Here is an 18,943-nt window from a genome sequence, read left to right as displayed (position 1 = left end):
CTTCTCCTGCGGCAATGCCGGGCCGGGGGTAGCGTTGGGTTCGTCGGGGGCGTCAGGCCGCGCAGCGCAACTTCGCAGGCGCAGGGTCGTCGACGGGCGCACGCACGCCGACTACGCGCGCCGGATGAATCGTGAGCGTGGCGCTGACACTGCCCTCACGTCCGTCTTCGAACTTCACGCGCGTTTCGATGAATTGCGTCGCCTTGCCGGTGTAGAACGCATCGATCAGCACGTCGTATTTCTGGGCGATGAACGCGCGCCGCACCTTGCGCGTGCGCGTCAGTTCGTCGTCGTCCGGGTCCAGCTCCTTGTGCAGAATCACGAAGCGCTGAATCTGTGCGGCGGCAAACGCCGACTCCTTCGCCAGATCGGCATTGACTTGCTCGATGCAACCGAGGATCAGCTCGGCAACCAGCGGATTGCTGGCGAGATCGATGTAACCAGCGTAGGCGAGGTTCTTGCGCTCGGCCCAGTTGCCCACGGCATCCATATCGATGTTGATGAACGCGCAGACGCCGTCGCGGCCGTCACCGAAGGCCACCGCCTCCTTGATATACGAGAAGAACTTGAGCTTGTTCTCGATGTACTTCGGCGCGAACAGCGAGCCGCAGGCGAGTTTGCCGACATCCTTGGCGCGGTCGATGATGCGCAGATGGCCGTCGGCATCGATGATCCCTGCGTCGCCGGTGCGGAAATAGCCGCCCTCGTCCAGCGCCTCGCGCGTGGCTTCAGGCCGCTTGTAGTATTCCTTGAGCAAGCCCACGCCGCGCACGAGCACTTCGCCGTTATCGCCAATCTTGATTTCCATGCCGGGCGCGACCGGGCCGACGCTGTCGAATCGCACCTGACGATCCGGTTGCAGGCAGACATACGCGCACGTCTCCGTCTGACCGTAAAACTGTTTGAGGTTGATGCCGATGGCGCGGTAGAAGCGGAACAGATCCGGGCCGATGGCCTCACCGGCGGTGTAAGCCGTGCGGATACGGCTCATACCGAGCGTGTTGCGCAGCGGGCCATACACACAGAGGTTCCCGAGCGCGTATTGCAGACGATCAAGCCACGAGACCGGGCGACGATCCAGCACGGCCGCACCACAGCGGTTCGCCACGTCCATGAAGTGCGCGAACATCTTGCGCTTCAGACGGTTCGCGTCCTCCATGCGGATCATGACTTGTGTGAGCACGTTCTCGTACACCCGAGGCGGCGCAAAGTAGTAGGTCGGACCGATCTCGCGCATGTCGGTGGAGATCGTGTCGGGCGACTCGGGGCAATTGACCGTGAAGCCAGCCACGAGCGCCTGTGCATAAGAAAACAGGTGATCGCCCACCCATGCCATCGGCAGATAGGACAGCACTTCGTCCCCCGGGCCAAGCCGGTCGAACGTGCTGCCGTGATACGCCGCACCGATCAACCCGGCGTGCGAGTGACAGACGCCCTTCGGTTTGCCCGTGGTGCCGGAGGTGTAGAGGATGGTGGCGGTGTCGTCCGGACCGACGGCAGCGACGGCATCGTCGAAGTAGCGCGGATGCTGCGCGTTGAAGGTGCGCCCCTGCTCCAGCGCCGACGTGTACGATTGCAGCCCGGCGGCATCGTAATTACGCAAGCCTCGCGGGTCTTCATAGATGATGTGCGACAGGTGTGGCACGCGCTCTCGCAGCTCCAGCAGCTTGTCGACCTGCTCCTGATCTTCGGCGACGACGAAATCGATCTCGGCGTCTTCGAGCACGTGAGCCATTTCGGCAGCGACGGCGTCCTGATACAGCGGCACGGCCACGCCCCCGAGGGCTTGTGCGGCCGTCATCGCCCAGTACAGTCGCACCCGGTTATTGCCGACGATGGCCAGATTGTCACCACGTTTGAACCCGGCAGCGGCGAGCGCGCAGGCGAGCATGCGCACCTCATGCGCGGCCTCCTGCCAGCTCCAGCTTTGCCAGATCCCCAAATCCTTTTCCCGATACGCCGTGCGGGCGCCCCGTGTCGCGGCATGGGCCAACAACAATCGCGGGAAGGTAGTCCGCTCCTGCATGCCAGTCTCCTGTGTCTCGCCACGTTTCGACATTTGTCGAGGGGGAGTGGCGTGGCTCGGTCGGCGTGCGTGCTCGTGACACGCTCCTTACTGCTCGCAGCGCCTTTAAGCGGCGCTATTTTTGCTTTGGAATGCCATACAGCGTCTGCAGCGACTGCGGTGAAACGACTACGGCGACTACCGATATGCCGGGCAACCGTCAGCTTCTATACTTGTGCTTCGGCGTCGTGTTCAGACCGCCAGGAATGCTTGTCTCGCCGTTGCCAGGCAAGGCGAAGATACCTCATGGCTCACGGCGGATTTGTCACCAGGATGACAATCAAGGGAAAGTCCCTATATGTCGCTCGAAACCTTGTTGCAGCGCAGCGCCTGGGCGCAAGGACTGACGCCTGATCAGCGCGCACGTGTGGTGGCGGAGATTCAGGTGCGTCCGGTCGAAAACGGGGGCTATGTATGCCGCAAAGGCGATCCGACGCACGCATGGTTCGGCGTGATCGAGGGGTTGGTGAAGATCACGACGGCGTCGGCCAGCGGCAAGACAGTGACGTTCACGGGTGTGCCCGCGGGCGCGTGGTTCGGCGAAGGGTCTGTGCTCAAGCACGAGATCCGGAAATATGACGTCATGGCGCTGCGCGACTCAGTGCTCGCACATATGCCCATCGCCACCTTCGACTGGCTGCTCGATACGAGCATTCCGTTCAATCGCTTTCTGACGCTGCAACTCAACGAACGGTTGGGGCAATTCATTGCGGCCGTCGAGCACGAGCGTCTGCTCGATACCGATGCCCGCGTCGCGCGTTCGTTGTCGTCGATGTTCAATCCGAACCTGTATCCGTCCGACGACAACACCGTGCAGATCTCACAAGAGGAACTGAGTTACCTTGCGGGTGTTTCGCGCCAGCGTGTGAACCTTGCGCTGAAGGTGCTGGAGCAGGCGGGATTGGTCAAAGTCGATTACGGCGTGCTGACCATTCTCGATCTGGAAGGGCTGCGCGAGTTCGGTATGTAAGACCCGATATTCGAAGCCTTGCCGGGGAACCGGAGTGGGCGCAGAATCGTCGTTTTGCAGGTTTTCCTCCGCCACGACCGCGCCCGTCCCATGTCCATCCATGCAACAACTGCCGACGCACTGCGGCCCACGCTGCTCGGCAACAGTGTCGAACTCCATCCGCTGGAGCGCCATCACGCACAGGCGCTGGTCGCTGCGGCGGCCGACGGCGAGCTGTGGAATCTGAAAGTGACCGTTGTGCCGAACGCCGACACGGTCGACGCCTACATCGACCGGGCATTGAAGGGACGCGACGAAGGCACCGTCATCCCTTTCGTCATCGTTTCGACGGCCACGGGCAACGTGGTCGGCCACACCCGTTTCTGGAAGGTGGACCGAGCGAATCGAAAGCTGGAAATCGGTCACACGTGGGTCAGCGCTTCGGCGCAGCGCTCCAGCATCAACACCGAAGCGAAGTCCTTGTTGCTCACTTATGCCTTCGAGACGATGCAGTGCGTGCGCGTGCAATTCACGACGGATGAACTCAACGAAAAGTCGCGCGCCGCGATTCTGCGTATCGGGGCCAAGCAAGAGGGCATCGTCCGACACGAACGGATCATGCCCGACGGACGCAAGCGCAATTCCGTCCGGTTCAGCATCATTGACGACGAATGGCCGGAAGTGAAAGCCGCCCTGGCCGAGCGTCTTGCGCGGGGCGTGTCGGGCTGACGTCTCGCGGCACCTGTCGGACATGGCGGTCCGGTCCGAACGCTCAGGCCACGGCGTTGACCGCAGCGGACGGTCCGGCGCAATAGAGCACCAGACACGGACACACCATGCGCCGGGCGATATCGAGCGCTTCGGCTTTCGTTTCAAGGAACGCCGCTTCCCACGGATTACGGACGTGGTCGCACACATACGCCTTCGCTTTCGTGTCGAATTGCGATCCGAAAAACTCGTTTCTGAAATAAAACCAGACGACATACCCGCGTCGCGGCAACCGGTCGGGGAGCGGATGCACGGGATATTCGTTCGCGGGCACCCGCCGTCTGAGCGAAATCCAGCGTTGATAGTCCACACGTGTCGCGTTCATGTCGAGCCTCCTTTAACGAAGTTGCCCCGGGCGGGGCGACTCGACATGATGGGCAAGAACACGCGACAAGAGTTACGGAAACTTCCGTTTCACCGCCAGCGATGATGCGTCAATCGACAGTGTCGTGACCGGATTCGACAATCAGGCAGGTTTTGGCACGCAGATATCGGAGTGTCGACATCGTCAACCGGCCGACATCCATACGGATCTACCCGTTCCGAGCCTCACCACGGTGCGTATTGCTCGAACACCGTCTGACGCTCGAAGGCGATCAGCACCGCGCGTTTGTGCGGGAAATCGAACTCGCGCAGGCGGGCCGCGCCCTGCCCCTGCATGTAGGCGATCCAGCGGTCGTGATCGATGCGCGGCTCGCCAACGATGCGCTGCGTACGTGGATCGTCGAGGAAGATGTAATGGACGATAGACCGCAGCCACGCTTCGGTGCGCCCGGGTGAGCGAAAACGCGTCGAACCCACCAGCAAATGGAAGCCACGGTCGTAGTCGGCCGCTTCGCAAAACGGCGCGATGCGATCTTCCTTCGCCCAATACACCTCGAAGTAAGCAAACGGCTCGTCGTCGAAACATGCGAACAATGTGACAGTGTGGGGATCGGCCTGCATCTTCGCCAGATACTCGGCATGCTCCTCCAGCGTGCCCGTCTGTTCCCAGAAGTGCGCCACGCTGTCGAGGTTCATCCACTCGTGAAAGCGTTCGACATCGCCCGGCTGATCGATGGCGCGCAGGCTGAAGCTCGTGCCGAGTCGCGCGATGTGACGCCGGTACACCTCGCCCACCGGCTTCGGCGCGCGCAACGGATGGCGCTTGCCGTCCGACACGCGGTACTGCTGCGCCATTCCGGCCGACGACGGCCCCTGAAGCCACTGCGCCGGGTGCTGCCAGAACGTCTGACGCGAGACCTGCAACGCACTCACACCATCGGCTTGCGAGAACTGCTCACCGACGCCATCGCGAACCGCTGCGACGAGCCACGCCGCCAGTTCCGGGTCGGCGTCGGTCCCCGGCCAGACCACGCTGGCCCGCTTGCACGCCTTGTGACGACAGAACACTGCCGCCAGCACGGGCAGCAGCGCCTGAACGGGCAGATGGGCGTCGTGCGGCGTACTCGCCCGCAGCGTTATCTCATCGTTGGCTTCGCTGACCTGAAACGCGCCGACGGCACGCTCATCGCACCAGAGCGTGAGGTCCTGACCGGCGCGGGCGACGCCATCGTACGGCCCGCTCGCGTGATACCGATGGCCGTCGGCCAGCGTGACGCCGTAGGGATCATGGGGCGCTGCACGCCCGTCATGCGCCGCAGACGATTCAACAGGGGCAGTCATTGCAATTGACACGATTCGATCTCCTCTCAGCCAAGCCGGACGCCGCCACGGCATCCGTCAGAATTCAGACGCCGCTCATGCGCCGGACGCGGCCCTCGCACGCATGGCAGGCGCCATCGATGCAAGCGCCGTGCCCACGAGACCAGTAATCCGGTCGAGCGACACCGGCCCGCCAAAGCCCCACGACGGCGGCAGAAACGCGACACGTCCGTCGCGCACGGCAGGCAACGCCCGCCAGACCGGCAGTTGATACGCAGGCGCAGCGCCGTTGTCGACGACGATCAGCGACCATTCGGGATGCCGCGCCAGATCGCCCAGCGACAGATTGACCATCGACTGACGCTCGTCGAGCCACCCCAGCGCATTGCGTGCACCCAAATGCCCGATCAGCGCGCCGATCATGTCCTTGTTGTCGTAAGCCCAGAAATTGCCGCCGCCCGCGTTGGCGTTGAGCAGCGCAATCGGCGCATCGCGAAAACCGTCGCGCAACGCATTCGCACGCGCCTCGGCAATGCGCGCCTGGCTATCGGCGATGATTTGCGCCGCCGCGTCGGCGTGCCCCGTCATGCCGCCAAGGGATCGGAAGATGGCCAGCATGCGGTCGAGCGCATCACCCTCGCCCCTGGCGGGCTGGACGTTGAAGACGACGGTCGGCGCGATGCGCGCCAGCGCGTCGAACAACCGTTCATGCCGATAGGCGTACGCGACGATCAGATCGGGACGTAACGCCGCAATCGCTTCGAGATTCGGTTGCTCGCGCGTGCCCACGGAGCTGTCCGCACTCAGCCGGTCCGCACGATATTTGACCCACTGCGTGTAGCCACGGGGATCGGCGACCCCGACCGGCGTGACGTCGAGCGCCAGCAGCGACTCGGTAAACAGAAACTCCAGCGAGACGACCCGGCGGGCGTTTGTCGGCAAGACAGGCGACGCACGATTGAGCAGGCCGCGATAGTTCTGCGCCCATGCGTCGGGCGCCACTGCGCCTGTCATCGCGGCCGCGCCAGCTGCGAGGTACTTCAGGTAACGGCGGCGTGCCGCGCGAACCGGCGCGCCTGCATGAGATTTAGCCAGCATGCGCATGCGACCTCAGGAAAGTGCGGGAGAGCAGCCAAAGGAAGAGCGGCGTGCCGACGGCAGCGGTCACGATGCCCAGCGGCAAATCCAGCGGTGCGAACAACGTCCGGCCGAACAAGTCGGCCACGCCGAGCAACAACGCCCCCGCCAGCGCGGCCGTGACGATACGGTCGCGAGTGCCGGTCAGCGGCAGCGATCTCAGCGCATTCGGGACGATCAATCCGACGTAAGCCACCGGACCCACAGTCGCCACCGCCGCCGCAGCCATCGCGCTCGCGAGCGCCAGCAATCCGAGACGCGCACGCACGACGGGCACACCCAGCGCCTCGGCCGTCTCGTCGCCGAGACTCAGCAGATCGAGCCAACGCCCGGCATACGCCGCGAGCGGCAGACAGATCGCCAGCCAGGGCAGCAACGCCCGCACGCCGTGCCACGATTGCCCGTAACTGCTGCCGACGAGCCATACCAGCGCCTGCGTGGCATGCACGTGGAATTGCAGCACCAGCAGGTTCGCCAACGCCGCGAGCAGACCGGCCAGCGCCATGCCCGTCAGGATCACTCGCATCGGCGCCAGGCCCCAGCGCGCGTTCACGCCGAGCACAATCGCCAGTACCCCGGCGCTCGCTGCCCACGCGGCAGGCATCGACCAGCGTGCGGCGGCATCCGGCGACACCAGCAGCAGCGCAAGCACCGCCAGCCCTGCCGCCTGATTCACGCCCAGCAATTCCGGCCCGGCCAGCGGATTCCGGCAAGCGCCCTGAAGCAATAGGCCGCTGCCCGCCAGCAATGCGCCGGCGCCCATCGCGATCAGACTGCGTGGCAGACGCAGATCCACCAGCATGCCTGCCGCCGTATGCGGATCGAAAACGTCGCGCCATTGCCATACCGACGGCCACGGCAGCACGCCCATCGTCAGCGTCAGTCCGGTGACGGCGACCAGCGCGATGACGACCAGCACTGCGATCACCGCCATCGGACGCCGGTTCGACGCGCGATGGCCAGCCGCCATCGGTGCGGTCATCTCCGCAGTGCTCGCAGGCAGGCCGTAGCGAAGCAACAGCAGCAACACCGGGGCGCCGATGACGGCACTCATCACGCCGACCGGCAGCGCGCCGAACGTCACCAGCGCGCGCGCAATGGCATCGGTGACGATAAGCATTGCGCCGCCCCACAACGCCGAGAGCGGAATTAGCCATGCAGGCCGGTGAACCCCCATCAGCCGCACCAGATTCGGTGCTGCCAGCCCGACGAAGCCGACCGGCCCTGCCAGCGCAATTGCAATCGCGGATAGCGCGGCTGCGAGCAGAATCGTCCCTACACGCACCGCGCCGACACGCTGCCCCAGCGCCGACGCCTGCGCTTCGCCGAAGCGCGCCAGTCCAAGCGGATGCAGCAACGCCAGCAAGGCCACGCCTGCCGGGAGCAACAACCAGATCGCTTCGTCCGCCCCGCGTTTGCCGAACTGCTGCAGCGACCCCGTGCTCCACTGCACGACGCCCACGGCCGCACGGGTGTACAACGTCAGCGCGACCATGCATAACGCCGAGAGCGCGAGCGCGTTCGCCGCCCCGGCCAATGTGAGACGCAGCGGTGTCGTGCGCGTGCCGCCCGCGAGCGCGAACGTGAACAGCGCCGCCAGCACGCCGCCCGCCAGCATCATCGGCAGAACGGCGAGGCCCGGCACGAGCAGCGCGACGATCAACCCCATCTGCGCGCCCGCCGACACGCCGAGCAATTCGCCGGACGCCAGCGGATTCTGTGTGATGGTCTGAAGCAACGCACCGGCCAGTCCAAGACACGCACCGGCGGCAAGGCCCGCACGGATCTGCGGCATCCAGGCGTCCACGAACAGCAACCAACCGAGCGTGGCGTCGCTACTCATGCCGCTCGGCCCGCCGTGCATCGCCTGTGCGACCGTGCCCGCCCCCGGCCATGCGTCGTTCGCGAGCGCGTGAACGACGATGGCGAGCGCGAGGGCCAGCCATCCGCCCAGCAACGCGCGTGTACGGCGCGCGTACTGGCGCGGTGCGGCGTGCGCGGGCACCGTGAGGCGTCGCGCGAGGTGCAAGGACCCCACCGTACGCTCAGCCGCCATGTCGGCCACCGTTCAGTCCACTCGAGGTGTTCGAGGTGTTCGACCCACCAACCTCAACCGGATCGCGGACGTCACTACGCCCCCCCTGCCCGGCCAGCACTGGCAAGCACATCGGCAAGCCCTGAAAGTCGATGCGTTGCATCGGCGTGGCGAACACTTCCATCAGACGGTCCGGGTCCATCGTCTCGTCGGGCGTGCCCGAGAAGACAAGCTTGCCGTCGCGCATGAGCAGCATGGCGTCGGAGAAGGCGGCGGCTTGATTGAGGTCGTGCAGCACCCACACGACGGTCATGCCCGTCTCGCGATTGAGTTCGCGAATGCGCGCAAGAATGTCGATCTGATGGCGCACGTCGAGATACGTCGTCGGCTCGTCGAGCAGCAGCACGTTGCCCTCCTGCGCCAGCGCCATGGCGATGAACGCGCGCTGACGCTCGCCGCCGGACAACGCCGTGACGTCACGCGTACACAGCGTGTCCAGTTCCATGAGATGCAGGGCGCGCTCGATGGCGAGGTTGTCGCGCTCGCCGAGGCGTCCGCCCATGCCGGTGTGGCTGTAGCGGCCGCATGCGACGAGTTCGGCGACGGTCATGCCGAACGGCATGCCGGGCGTCTGCGCAAGCAGCGCAATGCGACGCGCACGCTCACGTGCACGCAGCGAGTCGAGTGGCGTGTCGTCGAGCCATACGCGGCCGGATACAGGCTTGAGCAGGCCGCCCAGCGTGCGCAGCAGCGTGCTCTTGCCACAGCCGTTCGGGCCGCACAAGGCGCTCACGCGGCCCGCGGCGAAGGTCACATCGACCTGAGTGAGGACGTTGCGAGCCCCCACAGCAACATTAAGGCCTTCCGCGCGCAACAACGCGCCTGCGGCAGGCGTCAGAGATTCGGTCATGTTGAATGCCGGCCTGGCGGCTGCTGGGCCGGTGGAAATACGGGTATCGGGCACAAGTCGTCTCGACGGTCGGCGTGAGCGCGCGCCGCCTAAACTCCGGAAGTGGTGGTTCGTCGCTCAAAAGACGTATCACCAACCGGCATATTTACCCATGTCCCGATCGCCCCAGCCGTCGCGCCTGCTTCTTGCCCACCCTGCCCGTCCCGCCTTACGCAAACTGCCGTTCCCACCGATGTCGCCCAGCCCTCTGCGGACCGTACTGGCCGTCGTCGCCCTGTGCCTTGCAGCATGCACGTCACCCACGCCTCCGACGCATCAGGTCGCCGAAACGCCAAAAACCCCGGAATCGCGCGTCCCGTCCATTACCGCGCATTACAAAGCCGACGTGCGTCGCACGACCGACGGCACCGCCCATGTCCGTGCCGAGACTTGGGGCGGGCTGGGCTACGGCTTCGGTTACGCGCAGGCGCAGGACAATCTCTGCACGCTCGCCGAGAGCATCGTGACGTTTCGCGGAGAACGCTCGCTGGCCTTCGGGGCGAACGGTCGGGTTGCTCGCCGCGCGACCTTCGGCCAGCCGAACAATCTCGATGCGGACGTCTTCTTTCGTCTGACGTTCGACGCGGCCACCCTCGACCGGTATCGCGACGCCCAGTCGCCGCGCGGACGTGCGCTGGCGCAGGGTTTCGCGGCCGGTGTGACTCGCTATCTGCAAGACGTGCGCGCGGGCACAGACGCCGCTCAGCACACCGCCTGCCGCAACGCCGACTGGGTGCGCCAGCTAGGCGCGGTGACGGAGGACGACGTCTACCGCCGCCTCTACGCCGCCACACTCGCCGCGAGCGCCGCCACGCAGATCACCGCCATCGCGACGGCCCGGCCGCCATCGGCCAGTGCGGCCATCAATGGGCGATCACGCCCGGCGCGCAGGATCGCAACATCGTTGCCCGCCGTGGTGCCCCCGCCAGCGCTGGCATCGATCAACGATGCGGGCATCGGCAGCAACGCATTTGCCTTCGGAGCGTCGCTGAGTGCCGACGGTCAGCCGATCCTGTACGGCAGCCCGCACTGGTACTGGGAGGGCCCCGACCGACTCTACCCTGCGCATCTCACGATCCCCGGCCAGCTCGACGTCTCCGGCGTCGGCATGCTCGGCGCGCCGTTCATCATGATCGGCTTCACGCAGGACGTCGCATGGACGCATACGGTCTCGAGTGCGCGACGCTTCGGTCTGATCGCCCTCACGCTCGATCCGGCCGACCCGACCCGTTACCGGATCGACGGCCGAACCGAAGCCATGCAGCGCGTGTCCGTGACCGTCCCCGTGCGCGATGCGCAAGGCAAGACGTCGACGGTCTCACGAACGCTGTATCGCACGGCCGACGGGCCGGTCGTCAACCTCTCGGCCACGTCCCCAGCGCTGGGCTGGACGACACGTCAGGCGCTGGTGCTGCGCGACGCCAACGCGAACAACTTCGGCCTGCTCGATCACTATCTGCGCATGGCGCAGGCCGACTCGCTCGATGCGTTTGCGTCCGGCATGCGTGCCGACGCGGCCAATCCGTGGGTCAACACGGTGGCCATCGGTCGACGCGACCCGCGCGTGTGGTTCGGCGACATCGGCCCGGTGCCGGGCGTGCCGAACACGTTGTCGGCCGCTTGCACCGCAAAGCCCGCAGGACTGGCCTTCGCGAAGGCCGCACCGGGCCTCCCTGTCCTCGATGGCAGTCGCAGCGCCTGCGCCTGGCAAACCACGCCGGACAGCCCGCTACCCGGCACGCTCGGCCGCCGCGAGATGCCGGACATCATGAGCGACACGGTCGTCGCCAACATGAACGACAGCGCGTGGCTGGCCGCGCCGGATGCGCCCCTCGCCCATCTAAGCAGCGTGCTCGGACAAAGCAACGCGCCGCTTTCGCTGCGCAGCCGCGCGGGCCTGCAACGTATCGACGCCTTGCGCGCAGCAGGTCCGGTCACGACGCAGGCAGTGCGCGAGTCCGTGCTGCACGCCGCCCCCTTGTCAGCCAACCTCACTCGCCGGTCGCTCCTTGCGCGAGTGTGCCCGTCAGCGGCCGATAGCAAAGACAAACGATTCGACGTGCAAATCACACAAGACCCCATCGACGGAAAACCGCTGAAGTCACCGCAGACCGTCGATCTGGCGCCCGCCTGCCGCGTGCTGGCCGCATGGGACGGCACCGGAGACCGCAGCGCTCGGGGCGCGAACTTGTGGGATGCCGTGTGGATCCGGCTCGCAGGCGTCGATGCCACAGGACGTCGGGTGTTTGCCCAACCGTTCGATGCAACACAACCCGTCACGTCGCCCGCCGGACTCGCAGGAGAGAACACGTCGCTCGCGCAAGTGCTCGGCGCGGCCGTGCTGGAGATGCGGCGCATGGGACTGGCGCTCGACAGCCGACGCGACGAAGCGCTCTTCGCTACGCGCGGCGGACGTCGCATAGGCCTGTCGGGCGGCTGCGACATCGCGGGCTACTTCTCGATCATGTGCGCCGACGCCCGCATGGGCACCGACCGCTATGGCATGGACACGGCACCGCGCGGCGACACGTATCTGCAGGTCGTCTCGTTCCCGGACGATCCGGCGCGACGCGTCGCCGCCACCACCCTCGACGCCTCCGGCCCCGCCGACGATCGCGACGATCCGCGCAACGCGACAGCCCTTCAGGCGTGGGCCGACAAGCGCTGGCAGGCCGCGCCGTTCACCGAGGCCGACGTTGCTGCGGCCACCGTCAGCGTGCTGCATCTGTCGCAATGAGACGGCCCATATGACAGGCCGATGATGCCCCCCCCTAAATATCCGGCAGGTTGGTTCGTCCACTACTCGATAGGTGCCGTCGCCCGGGGATTCGAGTGCGCACGTCGCCTCAGTCTTCGATAAAAACCCAGGAGTCTTAGATGAAGCACTACGGGAGCGTACGTGGCCGGGGGGTCCGTCGCCTGCAATCGATCCATCGCCCGATCCACCCAATCCACCGTCACATTGCGCTGGCAGCAAGTCTCGCCTTCGCGCCGCTGGCGTTCTCCCACGGTGCGTGGGCGCAGACCACCGGCCAGCAGGGCGATGTCGCGCTCTCGCCCACGCAGGTGAGCGCCGAGCGCGCACCGGAGAACGGCGCAGGGCCGGTCGACGGTATCGTCGCCAAGCGCAGTACCACGGGCACGAAGACGGATACCCCGCTCATCGAGAATCCGCAGTCGGTTTCGGTCATTCCGAAGGAGATGATTCAGGATCTGGGCGCGCAGTCGGTCAGTCAGGCCATGCGTTACAGCGCCGGTGTACTGCCGGACAACGCAGGCTTCGAGACGCGCTTCGACTGGATCAACATTCGTGGATTCTCGGCGTCCACGCTGGGCCTGTTCATGGACGGCACGCGCCTGCAATCGGCGACCGAATTCCAGCTGGATCCGTACGGCCTTGAGCGCATCGAAATCCTGCGCGGACCGTCGTCGGTGCTGTACGGGCAGAACACGCCCGGCGGCCTGATCAACATGGTGACGAAGAAACCGCTGGAAACGCCGCTTCACGAAATTCAGCTCTCGGCCGGTTCGTTCAAGAATAAGCAGGCAGCTTTCGACTTCAGTGGCCCACTGGACGCCGACGGCAAGGTTCTCTACCGCCTCGTCGGCCTGTTCCGCGACAGCAACACGCAGGTCGATTACACCCCGAACGATCGCATCTACATCGCACCGTCGCTCACGTGGAAGGCCACCGACAAGACTACGATCACGTTTGAAGCCAGCTACCAGCGTGACAAGCTCGGCTTCGGCCAGTTCCTGCCCGCGTCCGGCACGGTGCTGCCGAACCCGAACGGACAGATCCCGGTCGGCCGCTTCGTAGGCGACCCGAACTACGACAACATCAAGCGTGAGCAGGTTTTCGCCGGTTATCAGCTCGAACACCGCTTCAACGATCAGGTGTCGTTCAAGCAGGCCGCACGCTATTCGTACTTCGACTACAAGGTCGACACGGATGCTTACGGTCTGGGCTTCGCGCCGGGCAGCACGCGACTCATCAACCGGTTGCCGTTCGCCGACTATCGTCAGACGGATGTGCTCACCATCGATAACCAGTTGCAAACGAAATTCACCACGGGCCCGCTCTCGCACGTGGCACTGTTCGGCTTCGACTATTACTACTACAACGAGCATCGCAGCATGCGTCAGGGTGTGGCGAGTGCGTCGAACCAGCTCGACATCTTCTCGCCCAACTACGGCGCTGCCGTGTTCGGTCTGACGCGTCAGGCGGCAGACTCGGATTCGCGCTTCACGCAAGGCGGCCTCTACTTCCAGGATCAGATCAAGTACGAAAAGTGGTTGCTCACGTTGGGCGTACGTCAGGACTGGGTGGCACAGAACGTCTACAACCGGCTGACGAACCGTTCGTCGAATCAGGCGGACCAGCAGGCGACCTATCGTGCTGGCCTGACGTATCTGTTCGACATGGGACTGGCGCCGTACTTCAGCTACTCCGAGTCGTTCCAGCCGAACGTCGGTGTGGATCGCCTCGGCAATCAGTTCAACCCGTCGAAGGGCAAGCAGTATGAAGTCGGTGTGAAGTATCAGCCGAAGGGCTACAACAGCTTCGTCACGCTGTCGTTGTTCGACATCCGCATGACGAACGTGCTCACGCCCGATCCGGCCAACACGGCGTTCTCGATCACGACGGGCGAGCAGCACTCGAAGGGCTTCGAACTCGAAGCGGTCGGCGAAGTCACCGACAACCTGAAGGTGATCGGCTCGTACACGAACACGAACATCACCAACTCGAAGACCACCGACCCGACCCTGCTGGGCAAGGTGCCGCCGCAGCAACCGCGCACGGCCGCCGCCCTGTGGGCCGACTACACGTTCCATGCGGGTGTGCTCAAGGGCTTCGGCTTTAACGGCGGCATTCGTTACGTCGGACCGACCTTCATCGATGCGACCAACACCGCCGGACAAGCGCCGTCGCGCACGCTTGTCGACCTGGGCCTGCACTATCAGTTGGACAAGCACTGGCGCTTCCAGCTCGACGGCAGCAATATCTTCGACAAGACCTACGTCGTGTGTGTGACGACCTCCCAGTGCGCCTACGGAGCACGTCGCACGATTCTCGGAACGGCGAAGTACAGCTGGTAAGTCATTGGACGTCTGAAATGTCGTAAAAACACGAGGCCGATGAATCGGCCTCGCTTTTTTGTTTCGAGCGCAATCTCCGTCGCCGCAATGTCACGCGGCGACGCTCACCCCGGTAGTACTCACTTCGCCCACGTCTCGCACAGCCCGAGCGACATCGTCGATCCACGCTTTCGTGCGAGGCAGTTGCATATGACTCGACGCGACCGTGCCCTCGTACACCGGCGCTGCGCCCATCGCGCGCGCCAGCCGCTCGCGGTCGTCCGACCCACGTCGCTCGACCCACCACGCATGCACGGGCACTACGGCCGGACGCAGACGATGCGCGTCCGCCAATGCGCGCAAGTGCGCCGTCACCCTGAACATGCGCGCGAGTTCGTCGCGACCGAGCGACGCGTAATCACCCGCAGCGGCCGCCCGCGCACCGCCCTGCCCCTGCATCGTCAATGCAGCATCGACGGCGACCGCCAGTACGCCCTCATCCAGCGGCTTCCCGGCGTACGGTGCGAGCGACGCGCGCAGCTTCGTCGCATCGACCTGTGGCAGGATCGTGACGAGATAGTCGAGCAGATCGCCCGTCCAGTCGCGCGACGATGCGACGGGTGGCGCATCGCCTTGTTGCGCTGGCACGAACGTGTCCGCCAGCCCGAGGAACGCGACCGTCTGACCGCTGGCACGCAGACGCTCGGCCATCGCCATCGCAATCGGTCCACCGAGCGACCAGCCGAGCAGGTGGTACGGCCCGCTCGGTTGTACCGCACGCACGGCGTCGACATATCGCCCCGCCATTTCGTCGAGCGACGTATCTGACCATGCCGGATCGATCAGCATGCGCGACTGAATGCCGATCACCGGACGTTCGTCGGCCAGTGCCTGCGCAAGCGGACGATAGTCGAAGACGGTGCCCACCGCCGGGTGAACGCAAAACAGCGCGGGCGCCGACGACTTGCTGGCGTTCAACCGCACCAGCAGGTCGCCACCGGCCGATGGCGCAGGCTCCGAAGGCGTGAGCGCGGCGGCAAGGCGCGCCACCGTGCCGTGCTGCATCAGTTCGCGCAGACTGACCTTGAGCGGTGGCGTCCCGCGTTTGAGCCGCGCAATCACCTGCAACGCAAGAATCGAATCGCCGCCGATCTCGAAGAAGTTCGCGTCGCGGCCCACCTGCTCCGTCTTGAGGACCGACTTCCAGACGTCAGCGATACGCGCTTCGAGCGCGCCCATCTCGCCTGAAGGTTCGGCCTGCGCCTTCGCGTCCCCAACGGACGCGTCGGTCGACATCGCTGCCAGCAACGCGCGACGATCCACTTTGCCGTTCGCCGTAAGCGGTAGTGCAGCCAGACGCACGATCCGCGACGGCACCCAGGCCGACGGCAACGCCGAGGTGAGCGCTGCCTTCGCTTCAGCCTCAGTCAGCTCCCCCGTGTAGCCGCCGAGCAATTGCGATTGCCCGCGCGCGTCGCGCTCCACGAGGACGATGGCATCCTGCACACCGTCCAGCGCACGCAGCGCATGCGCCACCTCGCCCGGTTCCACGCGATAGCCGCGAATTTTCACCTGATCGTCGGCGCGTCCGAGATAGACGATTTCACCGTCTGCGCGTCGCTTCACACGGTCGCCCGTGCGATACATCCTCGCGCCGGGACGCCACGGATCCGGCACGAAACGCTCCGCCGTCTTGCCCGGCTCACCGAGATAGCCGCGTGCGAGCGCGACACCCCCGATGTAAAGCTCGCCGTTCACGCCCGGCGGTACCGCATTGAGATCGTCGTCGAGTACGTAGGCACTCACGTTCGGCAACGGCAGGCCCACAGGCAGCAGCGCATCGCTCGATGCCGCGCGGTGAGTGAGCACGCCCACGGTGGTTTCGGTCGGTCCGTAGTGATTGAGCACACGCAGCGACGGACGATGGGTGTGAAGCAACGTCAGCAACTCGGCATCTGCCGCTTCCCCGCCTACGATCAGCCAGTCGCCCGGCAGAACGTCCGGTCCTGCGGCCAGCATCAGTCCCTTCAGATGGCTCGGCACGATCTTCGTCGCCCCGATGCGGCGTACACGCATCCACTCGGCGAAGCGTCCCGCGTCGAAGGCATCCTCCTGCGGCATGAGATGGAGTGGCCGCCCCATTGCGAGCGCGCCGAACAGCACCGTGTGCCCAAGGTCGGCTGCGACGGTCGAGACCATCGCCATCCCAGCGTCTTCCGGGAGATCGTGCAGTCTGGACGCCACGCCCTGCACATAGTTGTGCAACGCTCCCCGGCTCACCACGACCCCCTTCGGCTGTCCAGTGGACCCCGACGTGTAGATGACGTAAGCCGCCTGCGCAGGATGCACGTCGCGACTGACGGAACGCACCTCGTCTCCCGCCAGCACATCGGCGATGGCCAGCGTCTGGCAGCCGTCGACCTGAGGGAGCGCTGCAACATCTGGCGCGACAATCAGTGTCTTTGCACCACTCGCCGCGATCAGCTGTGCGAGACGTGCGCACGGCTGCGTCGGGTCCAGCGGCACGTAAGCCGCCCCCAGCTTCCACACACCAAGCATCGCGGCGACCCAACCGGCGCTGCGCGGCATCAGCAACGCAACGCGATCCTCCGCACCGACGCCCTGCGTCGCGAGCGCGTGGGCCACGCGATTGGCATGTGCGTCGAGCGTGCGACGCGACCACGCGCCGTCGCCGCCCTCGACAGCAAGCGCATCGCCCTGCTGAGCGACACGCGACGCCCATGTCTCCATCCAGTCGCGCGTGTCCCACACGCGCCGCTCACCGTCGGCCGTGACCGGCACGTCGGCGCTCAGCGCGATATCAGCGAGGCGGTTGTCCGGGGCTTGCGTCAGTTGCGTTAGCAGACGGAGCAGTGCACGCGCCAACGGCTCGACGGTCGTTGCATCGAACAGGTCCGTGGCGTAGGTCAGCGCGATCTGCAACGTGTCACCGCGCTCCAGCGTATCGAGCGAGAGATCGAAGTGCGAGCTTTGTCCGGCGACGACCACCGGCTCGATCCGAAGACCGGCCATCTCCGGCACGGCGTCGCGCGCAATCTCGTGATTGAACTTCGCCTGAAACAGTGCGTTGACGGACGCGTCGCGTGCCGGTTGCAACGCTTCCACAAGCTTGTCGAACGGCACATCGGCATGCGCTTGCGCTTCAATGGCCCGCGCGCGCATCGTCGCGACAAGCCCGCCGAAGGATGTTTTCGGATCAAGCGGCACACGCATCACCTGCGTGTTGACGAAGAAGCCGATCAGCGGCTCCGTCTCCAGCTTTGCGCGCCCGGCCACCGGCACGCCAACGCAGACGCTGCGTACACCGGCAATGCGCCCCAACCACACGCCATACGCCGCGAGCAAGACGGTGTAGAGCGTGGTGTCGTGAGTGCGCGCCAACTCACGTAGCCCCGCGGTGAGCGTTGCGTCGGCTTGCATGACATACGTCGCGCCGCGTCCGCTCGGCACTGCCGGACGCGGGCGATCCGTCGCTAACGGCAACACAGGATGTTCGTCGCCAAGCTGCGCACGCCAGTAGGTCAGTTGCCGGTCCAGTTCACCGGCTTCGAGCCAGCCACGTTGCCAGATGGCGTAGTCGGCGTACTGCACAGGCAACGCGGGCAGCGGCGCAACGTGAGTCACCGCTCCGGCGAATTGGGCGTAGCCACGCGTGCACTCCTCGATCAGACGTGTCATCGACCAGGCATCCGCCACGATGTGATGCAACGTGAGCAGCAGCACGTGTTCGTCGGCCGCCACACGCATCAGTCGCGCGCGCATCAACGGCGCAACGTCCAGTGCGAAGGGACGTACCGCCTCGTCACGCGCGCACGCTTGCACGCGCGCGTCCTGATCGGCAAGGCGCGTGCCGTCGCTTTCCCAGTCTTCGTAGTCGATGGAAAACGGCACGTCGTCATGCACACGCTGCACGGCGCCGTTCGGCCCTTCGTGAAAGCTGGTGCGCAGCGCTTCATGCCGCGCGACGATGGCCGCGAACGCCTGCGACAGCGCTACAACGTTCAGCGTCCCTTTCAGCCGCACAGCGGACGGAATGTTGTACGCGCCCGTGCCCGGATGCAGTTGCTCCACGACCCACAGGCGTTGCTGAGCGTACGACAGCGGCGCATCGGCCCCGTCACGCAGCCCGCCGGGAATCGGCAGACTGGCCAGATCGACGCCCTGCTCGCGCGCACGCAACTGAAACACGCGACGCTTGTCGCCCGGCAAGGCAAGGAAGCGTCGCATCAATGCCGAGTCGTCAGCCTTGGGGACATTGGCCACGTTGGCCGAATTGGCGAGAGACATCGTGAGATC

Annotated in this window: 11 protein-coding genes; 4 read left to right on the top strand and 7 right to left on the bottom strand. The window is 65.4% G+C overall.

The window, feature by feature from the left end; genetic code table 11:
- Window positions 1–52 precede the first annotated feature (52 nt).
- The gene (locus PAN31117_RS21405; protein ID WP_150739975.1) at window positions 53–2,026 is read right to left on the bottom strand and encodes an AMP-dependent synthetase/ligase; all 1,974 of its coding nucleotides are present in this window, start codon (window positions 2,024–2,026) and stop codon (window positions 53–55) included.
- A 337-nt stretch (window positions 2,027–2,363) separates the two neighbouring features.
- Between PAN31117_RS21405 and panV the strand changes: the two genes are divergently transcribed.
- Together panV and panU are read left to right on the top strand one after the other, a co-directional pair.
- Window positions 2,364–3,035: a pandorabactin biosynthesis transcriptional regulator PanV gene (gene panV, locus PAN31117_RS21400; protein WP_150663224.1), complete on the top strand. Its 672-nt coding sequence runs from the start codon at window positions 2,364–2,366 to the stop codon at window positions 3,033–3,035.
- Window positions 3,036–3,125: 90 nt separating this feature from the next.
- Window positions 3,126–3,743: a pandorabactin biosynthesis N-acetyltransferase PanU gene (gene panU, locus PAN31117_RS21395; RefSeq protein WP_150739974.1), complete on the top strand. Its 618-nt coding sequence runs from the start codon at window positions 3,126–3,128 to the stop codon at window positions 3,741–3,743.
- 43 nt (window positions 3,744–3,786) lie between these two features.
- Here panU and PAN31117_RS21390 read toward each other — a convergent pair whose 3' ends face one another.
- The 5 genes from PAN31117_RS21390 to panN form a co-directional block, all read right to left on the bottom strand.
- Entirely contained in the window at window positions 3,787–4,107 is a 321-nt protein-coding gene (locus tag PAN31117_RS21390) for a hypothetical protein (RefSeq protein ID WP_150739973.1), read from the bottom strand.
- 224 nt (window positions 4,108–4,331) lie between these two features.
- Window positions 4,332–5,447, bottom strand: coding sequence for a pandorabactin biosynthesis N-acetyltransferase PanQ (panQ, locus tag PAN31117_RS21385; protein WP_150739972.1), 1,116 nt, complete (start codon window positions 5,445–5,447; stop codon window positions 4,332–4,334).
- A 75-nt stretch (window positions 5,448–5,522) separates the two neighbouring features.
- Window positions 5,523–6,524 carry an ABC transporter substrate-binding protein gene (locus PAN31117_RS21380; RefSeq protein WP_174991062.1) on the bottom strand — a complete coding sequence of 334 codons (1,002 nt, stop codon included), beginning with the start codon at window positions 6,522–6,524 and terminating at the stop codon, window positions 5,523–5,525.
- Entirely contained in the window at window positions 6,514–8,619 is a 2,106-nt protein-coding gene (gene panO, locus PAN31117_RS21375) for a pandorabactin ABC transporter permease subunit PanO (protein WP_442417696.1), read from the bottom strand. Before panO ends, PAN31117_RS21380 begins: the two co-directional genes overlap by 11 nt.
- Complete coding sequence (gene panN, locus PAN31117_RS21370) at window positions 8,609–9,508, bottom strand: pandorabactin ABC transporter ATP-binding protein PanN (protein WP_150739969.1); 900 nt, start codon at window positions 9,506–9,508, stop codon at window positions 8,609–8,611. The genes panO and panN overlap by 11 nt, the downstream gene beginning before the upstream one ends.
- A gap of 151 nt (window positions 9,509–9,659) precedes the next feature.
- On the opposite strand from panN, the gene PAN31117_RS21365 reads away from it, so the two are divergent.
- Window positions 9,660–12,284 carry a penicillin acylase family protein gene (locus PAN31117_RS21365; RefSeq protein WP_442417695.1) on the top strand — a complete coding sequence of 875 codons (2,625 nt, stop codon included), beginning with the start codon at window positions 9,660–9,662 and terminating at the stop codon, window positions 12,282–12,284.
- A gap of 140 nt (window positions 12,285–12,424) precedes the next feature.
- Complete coding sequence (gene panL / locus PAN31117_RS21360; protein ID WP_150739967.1) at window positions 12,425–14,647, top strand: TonB-dependent pandorabactin receptor PanL; 2,223 nt, start codon at window positions 12,425–12,427, stop codon at window positions 14,645–14,647.
- Between the two features lie 90 nt (window positions 14,648–14,737).
- Here panL and PAN31117_RS21355 read toward each other — a convergent pair whose 3' ends face one another.
- Window positions 14,738–18,934 (bottom strand): non-ribosomal peptide synthetase, encoded by a 4,197-nt coding sequence (locus PAN31117_RS21355; RefSeq protein ID WP_150739966.1) that lies wholly within the window; start codon window positions 18,932–18,934, stop codon window positions 14,738–14,740.
- Between the last annotated feature and the right edge of the window lie 9 nt (window positions 18,935–18,943).

This window comes from Pandoraea anapnoica, assembly GCF_902459765.1.
GTDB classification, from domain to species: domain Bacteria; phylum Pseudomonadota; class Gammaproteobacteria; order Burkholderiales; family Burkholderiaceae; genus Pandoraea; species Pandoraea anapnoica.
This window is presented reverse-complemented; position numbering and strand designations above follow the sequence as displayed.

Coding starts and splice junctions, on each gene's coding strand:
- PAN31117_RS21405 (WP_150739975.1), bottom strand. CDS start 2,026: ATGCAGGAGCGGACTACCTTCCCGCGATTGTTGTTGGCCCATGCCGCG.
- panV (WP_150663224.1), top strand. CDS start 2,364: ATGTCGCTCGAAACCTTGTTGCAGCGCAGCGCCTGGGCGCAAGGACTG.
- panU (WP_150739974.1), top strand. CDS start 3,126: ATGTCCATCCATGCAACAACTGCCGACGCACTGCGGCCCACGCTGCTC.
- PAN31117_RS21390 (WP_150739973.1), bottom strand. CDS start 4,107: ATGAACGCGACACGTGTGGACTATCAACGCTGGATTTCGCTCAGACGG.
- panQ (WP_150739972.1), bottom strand. CDS start 5,447: ATGACTGCCCCTGTTGAATCGTCTGCGGCGCATGACGGGCGTGCAGCG.
- PAN31117_RS21380 (WP_174991062.1), bottom strand. CDS start 6,524: ATGCTGGCTAAATCTCATGCAGGCGCGCCGGTTCGCGCGGCACGCCGC.
- panO (WP_442417696.1), bottom strand. CDS start 8,619: ATGGCGGCTGAGCGTACGGTGGGGTCCTTGCACCTCGCGCGACGCCTC.
- panN (WP_150739969.1), bottom strand. CDS start 9,508: ATGACCGAATCTCTGACGCCTGCCGCAGGCGCGTTGTTGCGCGCGGAA.
- PAN31117_RS21365 (WP_442417695.1), top strand. CDS start 9,660: ATGTCCCGATCGCCCCAGCCGTCGCGCCTGCTTCTTGCCCACCCTGCC.
- panL (WP_150739967.1), top strand. CDS start 12,425: ATGAAGCACTACGGGAGCGTACGTGGCCGGGGGGTCCGTCGCCTGCAA.
- PAN31117_RS21355 (WP_150739966.1), bottom strand. CDS start 18,934: ATGTCTCTCGCCAATTCGGCCAACGTGGCCAATGTCCCCAAGGCTGAC.